At 72.4% G+C, this 16938-nt stretch carries 14 protein-coding genes; all 14 read right to left on the reverse strand.

The features are described from left to right. Positions 1–180: 180 nt before the first annotated feature. Positions 181–1536: an NAD(P)/FAD-dependent oxidoreductase gene (locus ACSHXN_RS08570; RefSeq protein WP_355133976.1), complete on the reverse strand. Its 1356-nt coding sequence runs from the start codon at positions 1534–1536 to the stop codon at positions 181–183. Between the two features lie 305 nt (positions 1537–1841). Then, the gene (locus ACSHXN_RS08575; protein ID WP_355133978.1) at positions 1842–2819 is read right to left on the reverse strand and encodes a sugar kinase; all 978 of its coding nucleotides are present in this window, start codon (positions 2817–2819) and stop codon (positions 1842–1844) included. A gap of 10 nt (positions 2820–2829) precedes the next feature. Next, positions 2830–3735, reverse strand: a complete 906-nt coding sequence (locus ACSHXN_RS08580; protein ID WP_355133980.1) for an SMP-30/gluconolactonase/LRE family protein — start codon at positions 3733–3735, stop codon at positions 2830–2832. Then, on the reverse strand, positions 3732–4367 hold the full coding sequence (locus tag ACSHXN_RS08585; RefSeq protein WP_355133982.1) for a bifunctional 4-hydroxy-2-oxoglutarate aldolase/2-dehydro-3-deoxy-phosphogluconate aldolase: 636 nt from the start codon (positions 4365–4367) through the stop codon (positions 3732–3734). The genes ACSHXN_RS08580 and ACSHXN_RS08585 overlap by 4 nt, the downstream gene beginning before the upstream one ends. A gap of 26 nt (positions 4368–4393) precedes the next feature. After that, the gene (locus ACSHXN_RS08590) at positions 4394–5191 is read right to left on the reverse strand and encodes a hypothetical protein (RefSeq protein WP_438302877.1); all 798 of its coding nucleotides are present in this window, start codon (positions 5189–5191) and stop codon (positions 4394–4396) included. Beyond that, on the reverse strand, positions 5185–6330 hold the full coding sequence (gene dgoD / locus ACSHXN_RS08595; RefSeq protein WP_355133986.1) for a galactonate dehydratase: 1146 nt from the start codon (positions 6328–6330) through the stop codon (positions 5185–5187). Before dgoD ends, ACSHXN_RS08590 begins: the two co-directional genes overlap by 7 nt. Further along, positions 6327–7088, reverse strand: coding sequence for a FadR/GntR family transcriptional regulator (locus ACSHXN_RS08600; RefSeq protein WP_355133988.1), 762 nt, complete (start codon positions 7086–7088; stop codon positions 6327–6329). The genes dgoD and ACSHXN_RS08600 overlap by 4 nt, the downstream gene beginning before the upstream one ends. 49 nt (positions 7089–7137) lie before the next feature. Next, positions 7138–7896 carry an SDR family NAD(P)-dependent oxidoreductase gene (locus ACSHXN_RS08605; protein ID WP_355133990.1) on the reverse strand — a complete coding sequence of 253 codons (759 nt, stop codon included), beginning with the start codon at positions 7894–7896 and terminating at the stop codon, positions 7138–7140. 56 nt (positions 7897–7952) lie between these two features. After that, complete coding sequence (locus ACSHXN_RS08610) at positions 7953–10064, reverse strand: alpha-galactosidase (protein WP_438302878.1); 2112 nt, start codon at positions 10062–10064, stop codon at positions 7953–7955. Beyond that, positions 10061–10975 (reverse strand): carbohydrate ABC transporter permease, encoded by a 915-nt coding sequence (locus ACSHXN_RS08615; RefSeq protein WP_355133994.1) that lies wholly within the window; start codon positions 10973–10975, stop codon positions 10061–10063. Before ACSHXN_RS08615 ends, ACSHXN_RS08610 begins: the two co-directional genes overlap by 4 nt. Beyond that, positions 10975–11820, reverse strand: coding sequence for a carbohydrate ABC transporter permease (locus ACSHXN_RS08620; protein ID WP_355133996.1), 846 nt, complete (start codon positions 11818–11820; stop codon positions 10975–10977). Before ACSHXN_RS08620 ends, ACSHXN_RS08615 begins: the two co-directional genes overlap by 1 nt. Before the next feature lie 53 nt (positions 11821–11873). After that, positions 11874–13166 carry an ABC transporter substrate-binding protein gene (locus ACSHXN_RS08625; RefSeq protein ID WP_355133998.1) on the reverse strand — a complete coding sequence of 431 codons (1293 nt, stop codon included), beginning with the start codon at positions 13164–13166 and terminating at the stop codon, positions 11874–11876. 278 nt (positions 13167–13444) lie between these two features. Next, positions 13445–15556, reverse strand: coding sequence for a glycoside hydrolase family 27 protein (locus ACSHXN_RS08630; RefSeq protein ID WP_356112185.1), 2112 nt, complete (start codon positions 15554–15556; stop codon positions 13445–13447). Positions 15557–15945: 389 nt separating this feature from the next. Continuing rightward, positions 15946–16536 (reverse strand): flavodoxin family protein, encoded by a 591-nt coding sequence (locus ACSHXN_RS08635; protein ID WP_355795948.1) that lies wholly within the window; start codon positions 16534–16536, stop codon positions 15946–15948. Positions 16537–16938 lie beyond the last annotated feature (402 nt).

Below are 16938 nucleotides of genomic sequence, written 5' to 3' on the forward strand. Positions count from 1 at the left end.
TCCCGGGCCGCCCCCGCCGCGGCCCGCCCGGGGCGACTCCACGGACCCCACCGGGCGGGCACACGCAGGGCTCAACCGCTCGTCGCCGCTCACCACGGGAGGCGAACGGCGCACGCTCATGCCATGACCGCACACACGCCGGTACCGCTCGTCGGCCGAGGCGACCGGCCCCCGGCGTACTCAGACGGCGGTGGGGTCGCTCTCGCGGTTCTCGCCGGTGCGCTGCGGAACACCCCTGGCGACGAAGGCGTCGCGCGGGTGCTGCACGGAGGCGAGGGAGACGAGATCCCGGCCGAACGCGGCGGCGGTGAGCCAGACGGCGAGGACGCGGACCTTGCGCTCCCACGAGGGAACGGCCAGGACGTGGTAGCCCCGGTGCATCAGCCAGGCGGGAAGTCCCTTGATGACCAGGCGCTTGTACTGGAAGATGCCCCGCCCCAGACCCAGCGTCGCCACCACTCCCAGACTGCTGTGGCGATAGTCCCGGACCCTGCCCCCGCGAAGGTCGGCCACGATGTTCTTGGCGAGTCGCTTGCCCTGCCGCACGGCGTGCTGCGCGTTCGGCACCGTGTGCGCCCCGGGCACGCTCGAGGCCAGGTCGGGGACGGCCGCGTCGTCCCCGGCCGCCCACACCTGAGGTACGGGATCACTGTCGGTGCCCACTCGGAGATCGGCCCGGACCACGAGCAGACCGCGCTCGTCGACCGGCAGGTCCGTGTGGTTCTGCACAACGGGGTTCGAGGCGTTGCCGGCGGTCCAGACGATCAGTTCCGAGTCGAACTCCGTTCCGTCGGAGAGCACGACGTGCCCGTCCACGGCGGAGACCAGTTGGGTGTTCAGGTGCACGTGGGCGCCGCGGCCCTCCAGGGAACGCACCACCCAGGCACCCGGCTTGTCGCCGACCTCGGGCAGGATGCGGCCCCGGGCCTCGACCAGATGGAAGGAGAGGTCGTCCATGCTCAGTTCCGGATAGGACTTGAGCATCGCGGTCGCCAACGACAGCAGTTCACCGAAGCCCTCGACACCGGAGAACCCACCGCCCACGAAGGTGACGGTGAGCAGCCGCCGGCGTTCCGCACCGGGCGGCAGCGTCGCGGCCTGGTCGAACGCGGTCATCAGCCGGTCGCGGACGGCCACCGCCTCTTCCACGTGCTTCAGTCCGATCGCCTGCTGCGACAACCCGGGGATGGGGAACGTGCGGGTCACGGCGCCGGCGGTGACCACCAGGGTGTCGTAACGCAGGTGCTGGTCGGGGCCGTTGACGGGGCGGACGGTGGCCGTCCGGTCCGCGTTGCGGATCTCGGTCACACTCCCCGCGATCAGCCGGGTCCTGCGCAGGTGCCGCCGCAACGACACGGCGGCATGACGCGCCTCGACCGAGCCGGCCGTCACCTCGGGCAGGAACGGCTGGTAGGTCATGTAGGGGCGCGGGTCGACGACAGTGACCCGCGCCTCACCCGCACGCAGCTTCTTCTCGAGGCGCCATGCGGTGTAGAAGCCCGCGTAGCCGCCACCGACGATCAGAATCTCACGCATGCTGTCCTCTGTTCGTTGTTCGTCACCCTTTAGACAGGGCGGCTCGGGGTGGTGTGACAGGCGGAGACGGTGAAAAAGGTCACCGGGTCGCCGCGCAGGTGCGGCGCCCGCTCGGGCGTCCGCCGTCCGAAGGCGCGGCCGCACGAGCGGGTGGCCGATACGACTGTGCCCGGCGTGGGCGAACCGCACCCGCGCCGGGCAAGGACGAGCCGTGCATCGGCCGGGGAACGCCCAGTCGTTGCGCCGTCGGCGTGGGTGTCCCCGGCGGCGGAGCAAGGTGTGCGAACGCCGGCCGCTTCGGAGGGTCAGTCGATCACGGCGGCGCGCCAGGTCTCCTCGTCGGCGTCCAGGAGCGCCGATACGAGGCCCGGGTCCGGCAGCGGGCCGTGGTCGGCGGCCACTCGCAGGGCCGAGGCCGCGGTCAGATGGCCGAGGCGCAGCGCGCCGTCCACGGGCAGCCGCCGCAGCAGGCCGCTGAGGAATCCGGCCGCGAACGCGTCGCCCGCGCCGACCGGTTCGGCGACGCGCACCTTCAGGGCGGGCACGCTGTGGACGGCGTCCCCGACGAAGGCGGTGGCGGCGCGGTCCCCGTCCTTCACGACGAGGACATGCGGGCCGGACAGGAGGTCACGCACGCCCTCGGCGTCGGTGATCCCGTCGCCCCACAGGGCCTGGGCCTCGTCGAGACCCACCAGCACGATGTCGGCGAGGTCCGCGAGCGGGCGCAGCACGTCCGCGCCGGAGCGGCCGGCCCACAGGGCGGGGCGGTGGTTGACATCGAAGCTGACGGGCCAGGGACGGTCGGGGCGCAGGGCCCGTTCGACCAGGGCGCGGCAGCCGGACGACAGGGCGGGTGTGATCCCGCTGAGGTGCACGAGCGCGGCATCCGCGAGCGCCGGGTCGTCGAGCACATCGGGGGTGAGGGCCGAAGCGGCGGATCCTGCGCGGTGGTAGTGGACCCGGGTGCCCTGTGCGCCCGGGTCCTTGAGCAGCAGTCCGGTGGGGCGCTCGGGGTCGGTGCGTACGCCGCTCACGTCGACGCCGCCCGCGGCGATCCGGGCGCGCACGCGTCGGCCGAAGGGGTCGTCGCCGACCGCGGAGACCCAGCGGGCGGGGATGCCGTGGTCGGCGAGGTAGAGGGCGACGTTCGACTCGGCGCCCGCGACGTCGACGCGGAGCAGGTCGGCGCCGTCCAACGGTCCGAGCGGGTCGGGCGCGAGGGCGGCCATGGTCTCGCCGACGCAGACCACGGGGCCGTGACGCAGTGGCCGGTGGGTGCTCATGATGGGTTTCCTAGCGTGTGTCGGCGCGGTCCGCCGGCTGCGCGGCGGCGGGGACCGCCGGGCGGTACGGTGCGGCCGGGACGCCGGGGACGTCCACCCGGACCGCGAACACCGCGCCGTCGAGGGGTCCAGGATCGGTCAGGCCGATACACGCACTGGTGACCAGCAGCGTACGGCCGTCGGGACCGCCGAGGCAGAGTCCCGCGGGCTGCCCTGCGGGCAGGTCGACCATGCGGTCCAAGGTGCCGTCGGGGTGGTAGCGGTGGACCTGCCCGGTGCCCCAGACGGCGGTCCACAGGCCGCCCTCGACGTCGGTGGTCATACCGTCGGGGCTGCCGGACTCGACCGTGACGAAGGTCTCGGGAGCGCCCGGGTCGCCGCTCGCCGGGTCGACCGGGTAGCGGCGGATGACGCCGCGGGCGCTGTCGGCGAGGTACATGAGGGTGCCGTCGGTGCTGAAGGCCGGGCCGTTGGGGATCGTGACGTCCCGCAGGACACGGGTGACTCGGCCGTCGCGGTCCAGGCGGTAGAGGGAGCCCGCGTCCTCGGTGCCCTCGTACGCCATGCTGCCGGCCCAGAAGCGCCCGTGCGGGTCGGCGACTCCGTCGTTCATGCGCATCGCCACGGCCGCGTCGTCCTCGGGGCGCGCGATCCAGTCGACGCGGCCCTCGGGGTCGATACGGCAGATGCCGGTGCCCGCCGCCGCGATCCAGTGGCCCGGGCGCCCCTCCACCGGTGCCACGGCGCCCAGGGGGCAGGGCAGTCGAGTGATCGGGACGAGGGGTGCGTCGGGCTCGTCGGGCAGGGCGAACAGCCGGCCGCTGAGGATGTCGGTCAGCACGGTGCGGCCGTCCGTCCAGCGAATGCCCTCGCCCAGTTCCAGGCGGTCGGTCGCGAGGACCGCGGGGGTCGTCACGGGCGGACCTCCGAGCGCACGACGTCCAGGAACGCGCGGGCGCGCTCGCGCAGGGCGGTGGGATCGCCGCCCGCGGCGGCGTCGCCGACCAGGGGCGAGCCGACGCCGACGGCCGTCGCTCCCTCACGCAGGTAGTCGGCGGCCGCGGTCGCATCCACTCCCCCGACCGGTACGAACGGCAGGTCCGGGAAGGGGCCGCGCAGGTCCTTCAGATAACCGGGGCCCCCGGCGCTGCCCGCAGGGAACAGCTTGAGGGCGTCCGCGCCGAGCCGCCGTGCCTGGAGGATGTCGGTGGGGGTCATCACACCGGCGAGCACGGGGAGTCCGAGTTCCCGCCCGGTGGCGATGCCGTCGCTGACCGCCGGCGTGACGAGGAACGCGGCGCCCGCCTTGTGGGCGGCACGGGCGTCGTCGGAGCTGAGCACGGTTCCGGCCCCGAGCGTCGCGTCGGGGCCCAGCGCGGCACGGGCCCGCGCGATGACGTCGAGCGCGTCGCGCCCGGAGAGGGAGACCTCGACGAGGGTGACGCCCTCCTCGGCGAGGGTGAGCACGGTGTTCAGCGCGGCGTCCGGATCGCTGCCGCGGACGATGGCGAGCAGCCGGTGCGCGCGCAGCGCGGCGAGCAGGTTCATCCGGCATCCCTTCTGGTGACGGGGGTTCAGGGTCGGCGGGTCGCGGTGACGGTGAGCCGCCAGACGACCTCACCGGTCGGCGGTACGACGGCGGTGTCCCCGTCGTCCGCCGCGGCACGGTCGAAGACGCGGCCGAGCATCGGCTCGACGCCGATCGATCGGTAGGGCGCGTCCTGGGGGAAGCCGCCGAGGTTGCGCCAGAGGGCCACGGCGACCGGCTGGCCGTCGGCCTCGACGGACAGGTGCAGGGTATCGGCGCCGTCGTGCACGGCCACCTGGGGGGTGAGGACGACCGCTCCGACGGCGCTCCCGTCGTCCGGGCCGAGCCGGTCGAGGGGCACGCCGTCGACGGTGGGCCAGACTCCGGCGGTCCAGCGGTCGCCCTCGTCCGGGTAGAGCCGGGTCACCGCGGGTCCGACGGCGCCGATCCGGGCGGCCTCGGAGAGGTCCAGCAAGGCGTGGGCGGCCCACACGAAGCGGTAGCCGGGCTCGGCGGCGAGCCGGTAGTCGGCGACGACCGCGTTCTCGCGCTCGCGGATGCGCCGGGTCAGGCGGAAGTCGGGGCACTCCACGACGTCCGCCTCCCCCGCTCTGCACCAGGGCCGCGACCAGGCGTCGCCGTGGTCGGGCAGTCCGCGCACGGTGGGCACGCACTCCTCCAGCCCTCCGGCGTCGGCGAAGGGGTCGCCGGGCCGGACCGCACGGCGGCGGGGCTCGTCGCGGTGCCACAGCCACTCACGGCCGCCGGCGGTGAGCGATGTCCAACGCCCGCCGCGGTCCGCGTCGGTGAGGACGCGGACGGGCAGCGGCGTGGCGCTCACCATTCGGCGAAGGAGCCGTCGGCGTGCCGCCAGACGGGGTTGCGCCAGGCGTGGCCTGACCGGTCGGCGGCACGCACCGCGTCCTCGTCGACGGTGACGCCGAGTCCGGGCAGTCCGGTGCGGTGCGCCTGGCCGGCGACGAAGCGGAAGGGCTCGGTGTCGACCAGGTAGGACAGCAGGTCGGCGTCCTTGTTGTAGTGGATGCCCCGGCTCTGCTCCTGGATGAGGAAGTTGGGTGTGGCGAAGGCGACCTGGAGGCTGGCGGCGAGCGCGATGGGGCCGAGCGGGCAGTGCGGCGCCAGATGGGCCCCGAAGGTCTCCGCCAGCGAGGCGATCCGGGTGACCTCCGATATCCCGCCGGCGTGCGACAGGTCCGGCTGGGCCACGGCGACGCCCGCGGTCAGAGCGGGCAGGAAGTCGGCCCGCCCGTACAGCCGTTCACCGGTGGCGAGCGGCACCGGCGAGGCGGAGACCAGGCCCGGCAGCAGATGCGCCTGGTCGGGCAGGACGGGCTCCTCCACGAACATCGGGTGCAGCGGGGCTATCTCGTGCAGTACCCGGCGCGCGTTGGCGGCAGCGAAGCGACCGTGGAAGTCGACGGCGACGTCCCGGTGCGGGCCGAGGGCCTCGCGGGCGGCCGCCACCCGCTCGACGACGGCGGCCGTGTCGGCTGGACTGCCGATCGGCGGGGTGCGCCCGGCGGCGTTCATCTTGACGGCGGTGAACCCGGCTTCGACCTGGGCGGTGACCTCCTCCTTGAGCCGCTGGGGCTCGTCGCCGCCGACCCAGGCGTACACCCGTACCGTGTCGCGGACCGGCCCGCCGAGCAGGGTGTGCACCGGCACCCCGAGGGCGCGGCCCGCGATGTCCCACAGGGCCTGGTCGATGCCGGCGACGGCGCTGGACAGGACCGGGCCGCCCCGGTAGAAGCCGCCCTTGCTCAGCACCTGCCAGTGGTCCTGGATACGCAAGGGGTCCTGGCCCACCAGGTACTCCGACAGCACCTCCACGGCCGACCGGACCACCTCGGCCCTGCCCTCCACCACCGGCTCGCCCCAGCCGACGACGCCGTCGTCCGTCTCGATGCGGCAGAACAGCCAGCGGGGCGGGATGAGAAAGGTCTCGACGCGCGCGATCTTCACTGTGCCTGGCCGTCCTTCTTCTCGGGTGAACCGTCCGTGCCCTCGGGCGCGTTCGGGCCGCTGACCTTGTCGAGATCGCGCGTCGCCTGGTCGAGCAGGGCGCGCATGGCGCGTTCCGCGGCGTCCGGGTCCCGGTCGCGCACGGCGTCGAGGACGGCGCGGTGGCTGGGGACCGGGTCCTCGCTGTGCGGGGCGCTGTGCACCAGCTGGTCGCGCTGGGCGAGGCCCGACTCGATGACCACCTCCATGCGTTCCAGCAGTTCGTTGTGGGTGGCCGCGAGCAGCGCGCGGTGGAAGGCGAGGTCGGCCTCGACGGCGTCGCTCGGGTCGCCCTCCTGGCTCATGGCGGTCAGTGCGGTCCGGAGCGCCTCGAGGTCGGCGTCGGTGCGCCGGTCCGCCGCGAGGCGCACGGCCGCGGGCTCGATGATGCCGCGGACCTCGCCGAGGTTGCGCAGCAGTGCGGGGTTCGCGCCGGTGCCGCTGCTCTCGGCGAACTGCCAGCGCAGCACGTCGGCGTCGAGCAGGTTCCAGTCGGAGCGGGGCCTGACGAAGGTGCCGCGCTTCTGCCGGGCGTCGACCATGCCCTTGGCCGCGAGCACCTTCAGTGACTCGCGCAGGGCCGTCAGGCTGACGTCCAGTTCGCTCTGCAGGGCCGCCATGTCGAGCGTCGCTCCCTCGGGGATCTCGCCGCTGAGCACCCGGCGGGCGAGGGTCTCCACGGTCTGGCCGTGCACTCCGCGGCGCGCGTATGGCGTCATGTGTATGCCTTTCTTGCTGTTCGATCGGTGGCCGTCGCGGTCGGTTCCGTCAGGCGGAGGCCTTGGTGACGCTCCAACCGCCGTCCACGAGCAGGCTCGATCCGGTGATGTAGGAGGCTTCGTCGGCGGCGAGGAAGGCGACGGCGGCGGCGACCTCCTCGGGGGTGCCGAAGCGGCGGGCCGCGGTCTCCGCGACACTGAGCTCGCGGTCGGCCTGCGGTACCCGGTCCCAGGCGGCGGTCAGGATCGGCCCCGGCAGCACCGCGTTGACCCGGACGTCCGGGCCGTACTCGACGGCGAGCTGACCACACAGCGACAGCAGGGCGCCCTTGCTCGCCGCGTACGCCGGGTGGCCGGGGATGCCCCGGTGCGCGTGCACGGAGGAGACGAGCACCACGGCCCCGCCGTGCTCGCGCAGATCCGGCAGTGCGGCCTTGACGCCGAGGAAGGCACCGGTGAGGTTGACCGAAAGCTGCCGCTCCCAGGAGGCCAGACTGGTCTCGTGGACCGGTGCGACGGCCACCGTGTACGCGTTGCTGACCAGGACGCCCACGGGCCCGAAGCCGTGCGCGGCGGTGATCACCCGCTGCCAGTCGTCCTCACTCGAGACGTCGGCGGCGACGAAGAGGGCCCGGGCCCCGTCCTTGCGCAGCCGCTCGGCGGTCTCCTCGCCGCGCTCGGCGGCGATGTCGACGAGGACGACGGCCGCGCCCTCCGCGGCGAGACGTGCCGCGGCGGCCGCGCCGATGCCCGACGCGGCACCCGTGACCACGGCGACGCGGTTGGTGAAGCGGGCGGCTGGATTCATGGGGTGGATCTTCTCCTGTTCGAGAGGCCGGTGGGGTGCAGATTCTCCCGCTGTCGTCACTGACGGGCCAGAACGGTCAACTCCGCGTCGTGCTCGGGGGTCCAGGCGAACGGCAGCCCCGTGTGGAGCAGATACGCGCCGCGGTAACGGGTGCCGGTCACGGTGTCGGTGTAGACGGCGTCCGGGGCGAGGTCCCGCAGCCGGAGCCGGGCGGGCCGTCCGGGCACCAGGGGCGCGCCGTTCAGTGGACCGGTGTTCCAGGCCGTCACCACCACGCGGTCGCCGCTCTGTTCCTCGAACTGGACGCCGCACGTCGGGTCGGCGGGGCTGCCCAGCAGATGGACCTCGCCGTGGTGGACCACGTCCCGGATCTCCTTGTAGCGGGCGATCCACCGCGCGGCCTCGGCACGCTGCTCCGGTGTCCAGTGGCGGATGTCGGCGCCGATCCCGAGCACGCCCGCCATGGAGTTGACGAAGCGGAAGGCGAGCGAGCGGGGCCGGGGGTCGAAGACGCCGGGGGCGTCGGTGACCCAGGAACTCATGGTGTGCGGGGCGTGCGCGTGGAGGTAGCCGTACTGGGTGCGCAGCCGGTCCATGGGCGCGGTGTTGTCGCTGGGCCACACCACGTCGGTGCGGGCGATGGTGGCGTGCTCGACACGTGCGCCGCCGCCGGCGCAGCCCTCGACCGTGACGTGCGGGTGGGCCGTGCGCAGATGGTCCAGAACACGGAGGTAGCCGGCGACGTGCGCGGCGTCGAGGTCCTGCCGCTCCGGATCGGGGCCCGCCGGATGGCCGGGGCGGCCGCGTTCGGTGGGCGGCCGGTTCATGTCCCACTTGAGGTAGCCGATGGCGTGGGAGCCGAGCAGCCGGTCGAGGGTGGCGATGACGAAGTCCTGGACGTCCTCACGGCCGAGGTCGAGCAGGAGCTGGTTGCGCACCAGGGTGGCGGGGCGGCCGTCGATCCGGTACACCCACTCGGGGTGTTCGGCGTAGAGCTTCGAGCGGGGGCTGATGCCCTCGGGCTCGACCCACAGCCCGAAGTCCATGCCGAGAGCGCGGACGTCCTCGACGAACCGGTCGAATCCGCCGGGGAATTCGGCCGGGTCGGGGTCCCAGTCGCCGAGGCCGCCGGTGTCGTCGGGGCGCCCGGTGAACCAGCCGTCGTCGACGACGAAGAGCTCGGCACCCAGTTCCGCGGCGACCTCGGCGAGCTCCAGCTGGCCTTCGGCGTCGACGTCGAAGCCGGTGGCCTCCCAGGAGTTGTAGAGGACCTTGCGCGGCCGGTCGATGCGCTCGCCGGTCAGGTGCCGCTCGTAGCGGTGCCAGACGCGGGCCAGGCCGTCGAGACCGTCCGGGCTGAAGGCGCAGGCCAGACGGGGCGTGACAAGGGTGGTGCCGGGGGCCAGACGGACGGCTCCTTCGTGCGGCACACGGCCGGCGCGCACGCGCACCGCGCCGCCGGGCTCGGCATCGGCGGTGATCCGCCAGTTGCCGGACCACTCCAGCGCGATGCCGTAGGTGGGGGTGGCTCCCTCGGCCGGGGCGGCGGCGTCCTGGATCGCGAGCCACGGGTGGTAGGCGTGGCCCGCCGAGCCCTGGGTGCTCTCCATCTCGAACCGGCCGCGCTCCAGTTCCACGTCCTCGAGCTGGAACTCCTGCGACCACTGGCCGGCCAGATACGTCAGCCGTGCGCCGTCCTGGACGGGCACGTTGACCGCGGCGGAGTCGAAGCGTTCCAGACGCACCTCGTCGTCACCGGTGCAGGTGAGTACCGTCCAGCGCAGCACGACGTCGGTACCGGGCACCGTCTCGTAGCACAGGGTCGTGTGCAGTCCGAGGAGGTCGTCGGCGAACTCCAGGCGCAGCGCGTGGTCGCCGTCCTGCGTGGCACCGGTGAACCGCCACCAGCTGCCGCGGTCGCCGCCGGGGCGGGAGGCGACCAGGTCGGCGCCGGCGAACGGCCGCAGCCCGTACGGGATGTACTCGGCCGGCGCGGCGTCGGCGGGGGTGATGAAGTGCGTGCGACGGGACCAGTCCATGGGCGACGGTCCGTCCTCGGCGCCGTGCGGCCCCCAGGCGGCGAGTTCGGCCCAGCGTCCGTCGCCTCCGAGTGCGACGGCGTAGGTGGTGGTGTCGGTGCGCAGCAGCCACCGGTCGGGCGCGGTCACTTCACGGCTCCGAGGTTCAGTCCGGCCACGAAGTGGCGCTGGAAGCGGAGGAAGACGGCCACCGTCGGGGCGGCGGCGATCACCGAACCGGCCGCGATGACGTTCCACATGGACACGTACTGGCCCTGCAGCCCGATCAGCGAGGCGGTGATGGGCATCTGGGTGTCGGTGCGCAGCACGGTGATGGCCCACAGCAGGTCGTTGAAGATCCAGGTGAACGACAGCGCGGTCAGCGCGGCCAGCGCCGGGCGGGCCAGCGGCAGGATGATCCGCCAGTAGATCTGCCACGGGCCCGCGCCGTCGATGACGGCGGCCTGCTGGATCTCACCGGGGATCGACCGCATGAAGCCGTGCAGAACGAAGACGTAGAAGCCGACGCCGAAGCCGACCTGCACCCCGATCAGGGCGTACAACTGGTCGTAGATGCCGAGCACTTCGCTCAGTTTGGAGACCGGGATCAGCAGGATCTGCGGGGGCAGCAGATTGCCGCCTAGCATGAGCAGCAGCAGGACGCGCCGGAAGGGCAGGTCGTAGCGGCTGAGCGCGAAGGCCGCCATGGAGGCCAGGCCGAGCGACAGTGCCACGGTGGGGATGGTGACCAGCATGCTGTTGATGAGGGCGCGCTGCTGGCCGCCGTCCACCCACGCCTGGCGGAAGCTGTCGAAGGTGAACGAGTGCGGCCAGCTGCCCACTCCGTGCGCGGCGATGTCGTCGAAGGTCCGGGTGCTGGTGATGAGCACCAGGACGATCGGCAGCAGCCACAGTGCGGACAGCAGGCTCGCGGTGAGGTGGAAACCGGTGGTGCGCAGCTTGCGGCTGTGCAGCAAGGAGCGGCGGGGTGCCGCGACCTTGGCGGGGCCGGCCTTGCCCTCGGTTTCCTCGCTGTGCGCGGTGGCGTGGGTGGCGGTCATCAGTCGGCCTCCCGGAAGGCGCGCACGAGGTAGCTCACGATGACGCCGAAGGCCAGCACGAAGATGACGACGGCGAGTGCGGAGCCGTATCCCAGACGCAGGGACTGGAACGCGGTGGAGTACATGTAGGTGCTCAGCAGTTCGGAGGAGTGGTAGGGGCCGCCGCGGGTGAGCGCCCACACCACGTCGAACGAGCGCAGCGAGTCGATGACGATCACCGACAGAACGACCGCGTTGACGCTGCGCAGCTGCGGCAGTGTGATGTACCGGAACTGCTGCCAGCGGGTGACGCCGTCGACCTTGGCCGCCTCGTAGAGGGCGGGGTCGATGCCCTTGAGGCCGGCCAGGTACAGCACCATCACATAGCCGACCTGGCGCCACAGCGCGGGCACGATCACCGCGTAGAAGGCGGTGTCCTGGTCGGCGAGCCAGGCGTGCCGCCAGCCGCCGAGACCGACGGCCTCCAGCACGTTGTTGATCAGGCCGTCCGGCTGGTACATGGCCTGCCACACCAGCGCGGTCGCGACCAGTGAGAAGACCACCGGCAGGAACAGCGCCGCCCGGTAGAACCCGATGCCGCGCCGCTCCTTCTGGAGCAGCATCGCGGCACCGAGCCCGAGTGCGGCGGAGAGCCCGCCGAAGAGCAGCAGCCACAGCACCGTGTTGATCGCGGCGGTGCGGAAGACCGCGTCGTGCACCATCTCGCTGTAGTTGCCGAGGCCGACGAATTTCGGGGCGGCCAGGCCGTCCCAGGACGTCAGGGAGAGGTAGAAGCCCTGGAGCGCCGGCCAGAAGACCCAGAACGCCTCGGCGAGCAGCGGGATGAGAACGAAGGCCAGGACCACGGGGGGCACCCGCGTGGCCCTGGACCGACGTGTGGAGCCGATCAGCGCCATTGTCACTGGCTCCAGATCTTCTGTGCGCTGCGCTGCCACGTGGTGAGGATGGAGCCGATCTCCTTGGGCTTCGCCAGGTAGTGCACCAGCGCCGTGTCGGCGGTCGGCTGGAGCGCGTCGCTGGAGTCGCGGTTGAAGAACTGGGTGATCTCCGCGGCGCTCTCGACGAGCTTGCGCCCCTTGGCGACCAGAGGGGTGCCGGCGTCCTTGGCGTCCGGGTGGGTCGGCAGCACCGTGCCCGAGGAGCTCTTGATGTACAGCTCCTGCGACTCGGCGGTGGCCAGGTAGCGCAGCAACTCCTTGACGCCGTCGGCGCGCTTGGTGCGGGCGCTGGCGAAGTAGCCGTCGGTGGGTGCCTCCTCGGCGACCGGCACCTTCGGGTCGATGATGGGGAACTGGAAGAAGTCCAGGTCGCCCAGCGCGTCCTTGGGCGCGGCGTCCGCGAAGAAGGTGCCGATGAGCATCATCCCCGTACGGCCCTGGAGGAGGGCGGTGGTGGCGTCCTGGAAGGGGATCGCCGTGCCGTTGGGGTCGAAGTAGGGGCGTGCCTCGTCCCACTTGTCGAAGACCTTGCGGACCTCGGGGTCGTCGAACCGGTGCTTCCCGGCGAGGAGTTCGCGGTGGTACGTGGCACCGTTGACGCGAATGTTGAGGTAGTCGAACCACGCGGAGGCGACCCACGGGGTGTCGCCGCCCGCACCGAGGCCGATCGGGGCGACGCCCTTGCTCTTGAGCTTGTCGCACAGGTCGAGGAACTCGTCCCAGGTCTTGGGCTCCTGCACGCCCCACTTCGCGAAGTTGGACTTCCGGTAGAACATGCCCCACCAGTAGTAGCTGGTGGGCACGAAGACCTTCTTGCCGCTGGAGGCCGAGGTGCACAGCTTCTTGAGCGCGTCGGAGTAGCCGGCGAGCTCGGGCTTCGTCCAGATGTCGTCGAGCTGGAGGAGCAGGTCCTTCTTCGCGTACGACTCGGCGACGGAACCGGGGTACCAGGTGTAGGCGTCCGGCGGGTTGGCCGACGTGAGGTAGGTCGGCAGCTGTGTGCGGAAGGTCTCCGACGCGACGGTGTTGAGCTGCGCCTTGGTGTCGCCGCGCTTGTCGAAGGCGGCGACGATCTGCTGCATCGCGGTCTTGGCCTGCGGCGAGGAGAGGTTGGACTGCAGGGTCACGGGGCCGCCGGACTTTCCTCCGGAGGCGGACGGGCTCTGGGTGACGCAGCTGCTGAGCAGCGCGCCGGCGCCGACTGCGCCGGTTCCTATGAGGAATCTGCGGCGGGTGGCGTTGAAGGCGGTCATCTGTGCACTCCCTAGGTGCCGACGGAACGGTGCTTGGGCCCCCTGACGGCCCGGCTCCGGGCGCGGCAGGCACAGCCTGGCGCAGTGGTCAGGGGGCCGTCAAGATTAATTACTAATTTATTTTCGGGTGGGTGCGCCTCAGGGCCTGAGAAGACCCCGAGGCGCACCTGTCACTGCCGGGTGATGCCGGGTCGAGCGGTGATGCGGGGCCACGCGGGTGGAACAGGGTGGAGCGGGTCGACGCGGGTGGAACACGGTGGAGCGGTCGGGCGCCGAGCTCAGAGCTCGGTCTGGTGGACGCGCCCGTCCACTCCGCGGAAGGCGGCCAGCACACCGCCGTCCGGCCCGGCCACGGCGCCGAGCGCGCCGTCGAAGGCACCGCTGACGAACTCCTCGGCCTTGCTCCAGCCGGCCCAGTCGCCGGACGCCGTCCAGCTGCGCTGCCAGAGCGTGTAGTCACCGGCACGGGCGTACAGGTGCACCGTGTCCCCGGAGGCCACGAGCGTCGGGCTGCCGCTGGTCGTGCCGTCGAGAGCCGTCCAGTCCGACCAGGTGCCGGCTGCGTCGCGGGTCCGCGTCCAGACGGAGTCGTCGGGGGTGCGAACGGCCACGTGCAGCCGGCCCGCATCGTCCACGACGCCCGACGGACGGCCGTAGAACGCCTTGTCCTGCGGGGCGCCCTGCGAGGTCCAGCCGGAGGCCGGGCCGCGCGACCACAGCGCGCCGTCCGCGCCGCGGGCGAAGAGCGTCCAGTCGTCAGGACCGGCGAACGCCGCGGTCGGCGCGTCCGTCAGCGTCCCGCCGAGGCTCTGCCAGCGGCCCCAGCGCCCGTTCGTGAAGACACGCCGGTAGGCGGTGTCGTCGGTGCCGCGCACGAAGACGTCGATCCGTCCGCCGGACGAGGCGTACGCGGCGGGCTGACCGAGGAAGCGGCCGTGCGTCGGTCCACCCAGTTCGGTGGTACGGGCCTTGGACCAGTCACCGTCGCGCGCGGTCCGCGCCCGCAGGGACCCGTCGGTGCCGCGAGTGAAGGCGGTCAGGGTGTCACCGTCGCGCACCAGCGCCGGACTCGCCGACGAGCGGCCGGGCAGCTGCGCACCCGGGGCGTCGTCGGTGCCGGTCAGCTTGAGGAACGCGGTGCCGTGCGCGGGGACGTGCACCGTGTACGAGCCGGCGAACGTGCCGCGCGAGGTGCGGGCCCGCAGGTCGCGGACGGAGACCTTGCCCGTCAGACCGGCGTCGGCGAAGTTCACCGTGCGGTCCTGCGCCTGGTCGGACCGGTTGAGCAGGACGACCGCCCGCTTGCCCGCGCCCTGGAGCACCTTGCTGTAGACGTCGCCGACGGAGTCGGTGGCCACGCGGGCGCCCTGGATGCCCAGCGGGTCCTGGTCGACGGCGAGGATCTCGGGGTTGCGCAGGGTGTCGAGCATGGACTCCGGCAGGGTGCGCGGGTCACTGCCGATGACCAGCGGCGAGGCCATCTCGGCCCACATCACGAACTGCGTGGTGGACTCCTCCTCCGTCAGCTCGTAGCCGCCCTCGGCGAGCTTGCGCATCGGGATGAGGTAGTCCGGGTCGTTCCAGTGGCCGGGACCCTGGGCTTCGGGGTGCCACGCGTTGGCGTCCATGCTGCGCAGGATGTTCGGCCACTCCCCCGCGGTCGGGGTGCCCCAGGCGAGGTCGGTGCCGGTGCGCCAGGAGTCGGCGGTGGTGGGCCCGTAGACGAAGGCGTTGTGCGCGTCCTGCTCGGGGGTGTGCGGCATGCCCCAGTCGTCGGTGAGCGGGTTGCACAGGTTGAGCAGCATCTTGCGGCCGGTCTTGGCGACGGCGTCGCTGAACTCCTTGAAGGCCGGGCCCGGATCGAGCCCCGCGCCGATGCCGCAGAGGAAGTCCACCTTGATGGCGTCGACCTTCCACCCCGCGAACTGGCGGGCGTCCTCCTCGTAGTGGCCGCGACTGCCCAGGCCGCACCACGTGCCGCCGTCGTACTCACCCGCGTCGGTGTAGATGCCGGCCTTCAGGCCGCGCTTGTGCAGGTAGTCCACCAGCGCGGGGATGCCGGAGGGGAAGCGGGTGGGGTTGGCCACGAGCCGGCCGGTCTGCGGATCGCGAGGCCGGTCGGCCTGCCAACCGCCGTCCAGCCACACGATGTTGTAGCCGCTGTCGCGCAGCCCGCTGCTGACGAGGTAGTCGGCGACCTTCTTGACCTGGTCCTCGGTCGGGGCGCCGAGCCCGTAGTAGGTGTTCCATCCCATGTACGGCGTGGGGGCGAGGCCGCTGTCGTAGTACTGCGGCGCGCCCTGGTCGTCCGCGGCGTGTGCCGTCGGAACGGCCGACCCGACCAGGACCGCGGCGCCGAGCACCGCCGCGGTCCGCCGCACGCGCGCCATCTCTGCACGATGCGAAGCCACTGAAGTCTCCCGAGAGTTGGGGGTACGGGGCACCCCGCTCCAGTCGTCCCGGGCGCCGGTGCCACGGCGGAAACTGTGCCCAGGCCCCTGAAGCCTGTCAATATTAATTGCTAATTAACTTAAAAACGGGATCTCGAAGTGACGTAGCCCTGCGCCGTCGAAGGTTGCCGCGGGCCATGGCGATGCCCTGACCTGGGCACGGGTACGCCGAAGCCGCCGTACGACCTGCCCTCGAGCCGTACGGCGGCTGCGGCGCCCATCAGATCCTGTGCGGGTTGCGTCCCTTCACGGTGTGCGGTGTCGGCCGGAAGGCGCGCGGTCCGCGAGCGGCGTGCGGGCCGGAGCCTCCCGCCGGATCGGGGTTGCGCTCAGGCACCGACGGCGGTACGTCCGGCGAGGTAGATGCGGGTCTGTTCGGCGACGCGGCGGCCCAGGTGCCCGGCGGTGGCGATGTCCGCCTTGTGGACTTCCTCGGGGCCGTGGTCGGTGTGGGTCTGGGCGCCCGCGCCCAGGTAGAAGCCGAGGCGGTTGAGATCGTCCTCGGAGGCGGTGGAGCTGTTCCAGCCCGGGTGCAGGCCGAGGTTGACCCATGTCATGCCGTGCTGGGCCGCCAGTACGGTGAAGTACTGGAGCGTGTGCAGCTTGTCACCGCTCTTGGCTCCGGAGTTGCTGAAGCCGGCGGCCAGCTTGTCCTTCCACGAGTGGACGAACCATCGCTTGGAGGTGGTCTCGGCGAACTGGTGGAAGGCGCCGGACGCCGTACCCATGTAGGTCGGCGAACCGAAGACGATCGCGTCGGCCGTGTCGAGCAGCCCCCACTGCTCGTCGGTGATCTCGTCGACCTTGATCAGGTGAACGACGGCTCCGGCCTCCGCGGCGCCGTCACGCACGGCCTCGGCCAGCACCGTCGTGTGGCCGTAGCCGGAGTGATAGGCGATCGCGACGACGGGGGTGGTCATAAAAGCTCTCCTCCTGGCGGTGGGGGTGCCGACTCCCTCCGGGAGCCGGAGGCCGACGCCCGCCCCACAGGGCGGCTCGGAATCGACCTTCTCCTACCAGGACCGGACGGCCTCCCGATCCGTGACAGCGGAGGAGGCGCGGGAAGGAGCGTCTCTCGTACCAGGGGTGGGCCCCGCGTCGGGCACGGGCACCACGTTCGGCCGGTGTCGTGGCTCTGCCGCGGGGGGCGCCCGCCACCCGGGCGGCAGGCACGCCTCCAGGACCGCGCCGGGGAGCGGGAAGGCGTTCCTCAGCGGACGGGACCGGCCGGGGACGCCGGTCCGAGGGGGCGTCCCCGGCCGGGGTGCCGCCCCGGACAGGCTCCCCGGCTCAGGCGGCGCCGCCGGACAGGCTCCTCGACT

It is taken from the genome of Streptomyces sp. HUAS TT11, from assembly GCF_051553595.1.
GTDB lineage: Bacteria > Actinomycetota > Actinomycetes > Streptomycetales > Streptomycetaceae > Streptomyces.

Coding starts and splice junctions, on each gene's coding strand:
- ACSHXN_RS08630 (WP_356112185.1), bottom strand. CDS start 15,556: ATGGCGCGCGTGCGGCGGACCGCGGCGGTGCTCGGCGCCGCGGTCCTG.
- ACSHXN_RS08575 (WP_355133978.1), bottom strand. CDS start 2,819: ATGAGCACCCACCGGCCACTGCGTCACGGCCCCGTGGTCTGCGTCGGC.
- ACSHXN_RS08590 (WP_438302877.1), bottom strand. CDS start 5,191: ATGGTGAGCGCCACGCCGCTGCCCGTCCGCGTCCTCACCGACGCGGAC.
- ACSHXN_RS08605 (WP_355133990.1), bottom strand. CDS start 7,896: ATGAATCCAGCCGCCCGCTTCACCAACCGCGTCGCCGTGGTCACGGGT.
- ACSHXN_RS08570 (WP_355133976.1), bottom strand. CDS start 1,536: ATGCGTGAGATTCTGATCGTCGGTGGCGGCTACGCGGGCTTCTACACC.
- ACSHXN_RS08625 (WP_355133998.1), bottom strand. CDS start 13,166: ATGACCGCCTTCAACGCCACCCGCCGCAGATTCCTCATAGGAACCGGC.
- ACSHXN_RS08585 (WP_355133982.1), bottom strand. CDS start 4,367: ATGAACCTGCTCGCCGCGCTGCGCGCGCACCGGCTGCTCGCCATCGTC.
- ACSHXN_RS08615 (WP_355133994.1), bottom strand. CDS start 10,975: ATGACCGCCACCCACGCCACCGCGCACAGCGAGGAAACCGAGGGCAAG.
- ACSHXN_RS08600 (WP_355133988.1), bottom strand. CDS start 7,088: ATGACGCCATACGCGCGCCGCGGAGTGCACGGCCAGACCGTGGAGACC.
- ACSHXN_RS08635 (WP_355795948.1), bottom strand. CDS start 16,536: ATGACCACCCCCGTCGTCGCGATCGCCTATCACTCCGGCTACGGCCAC.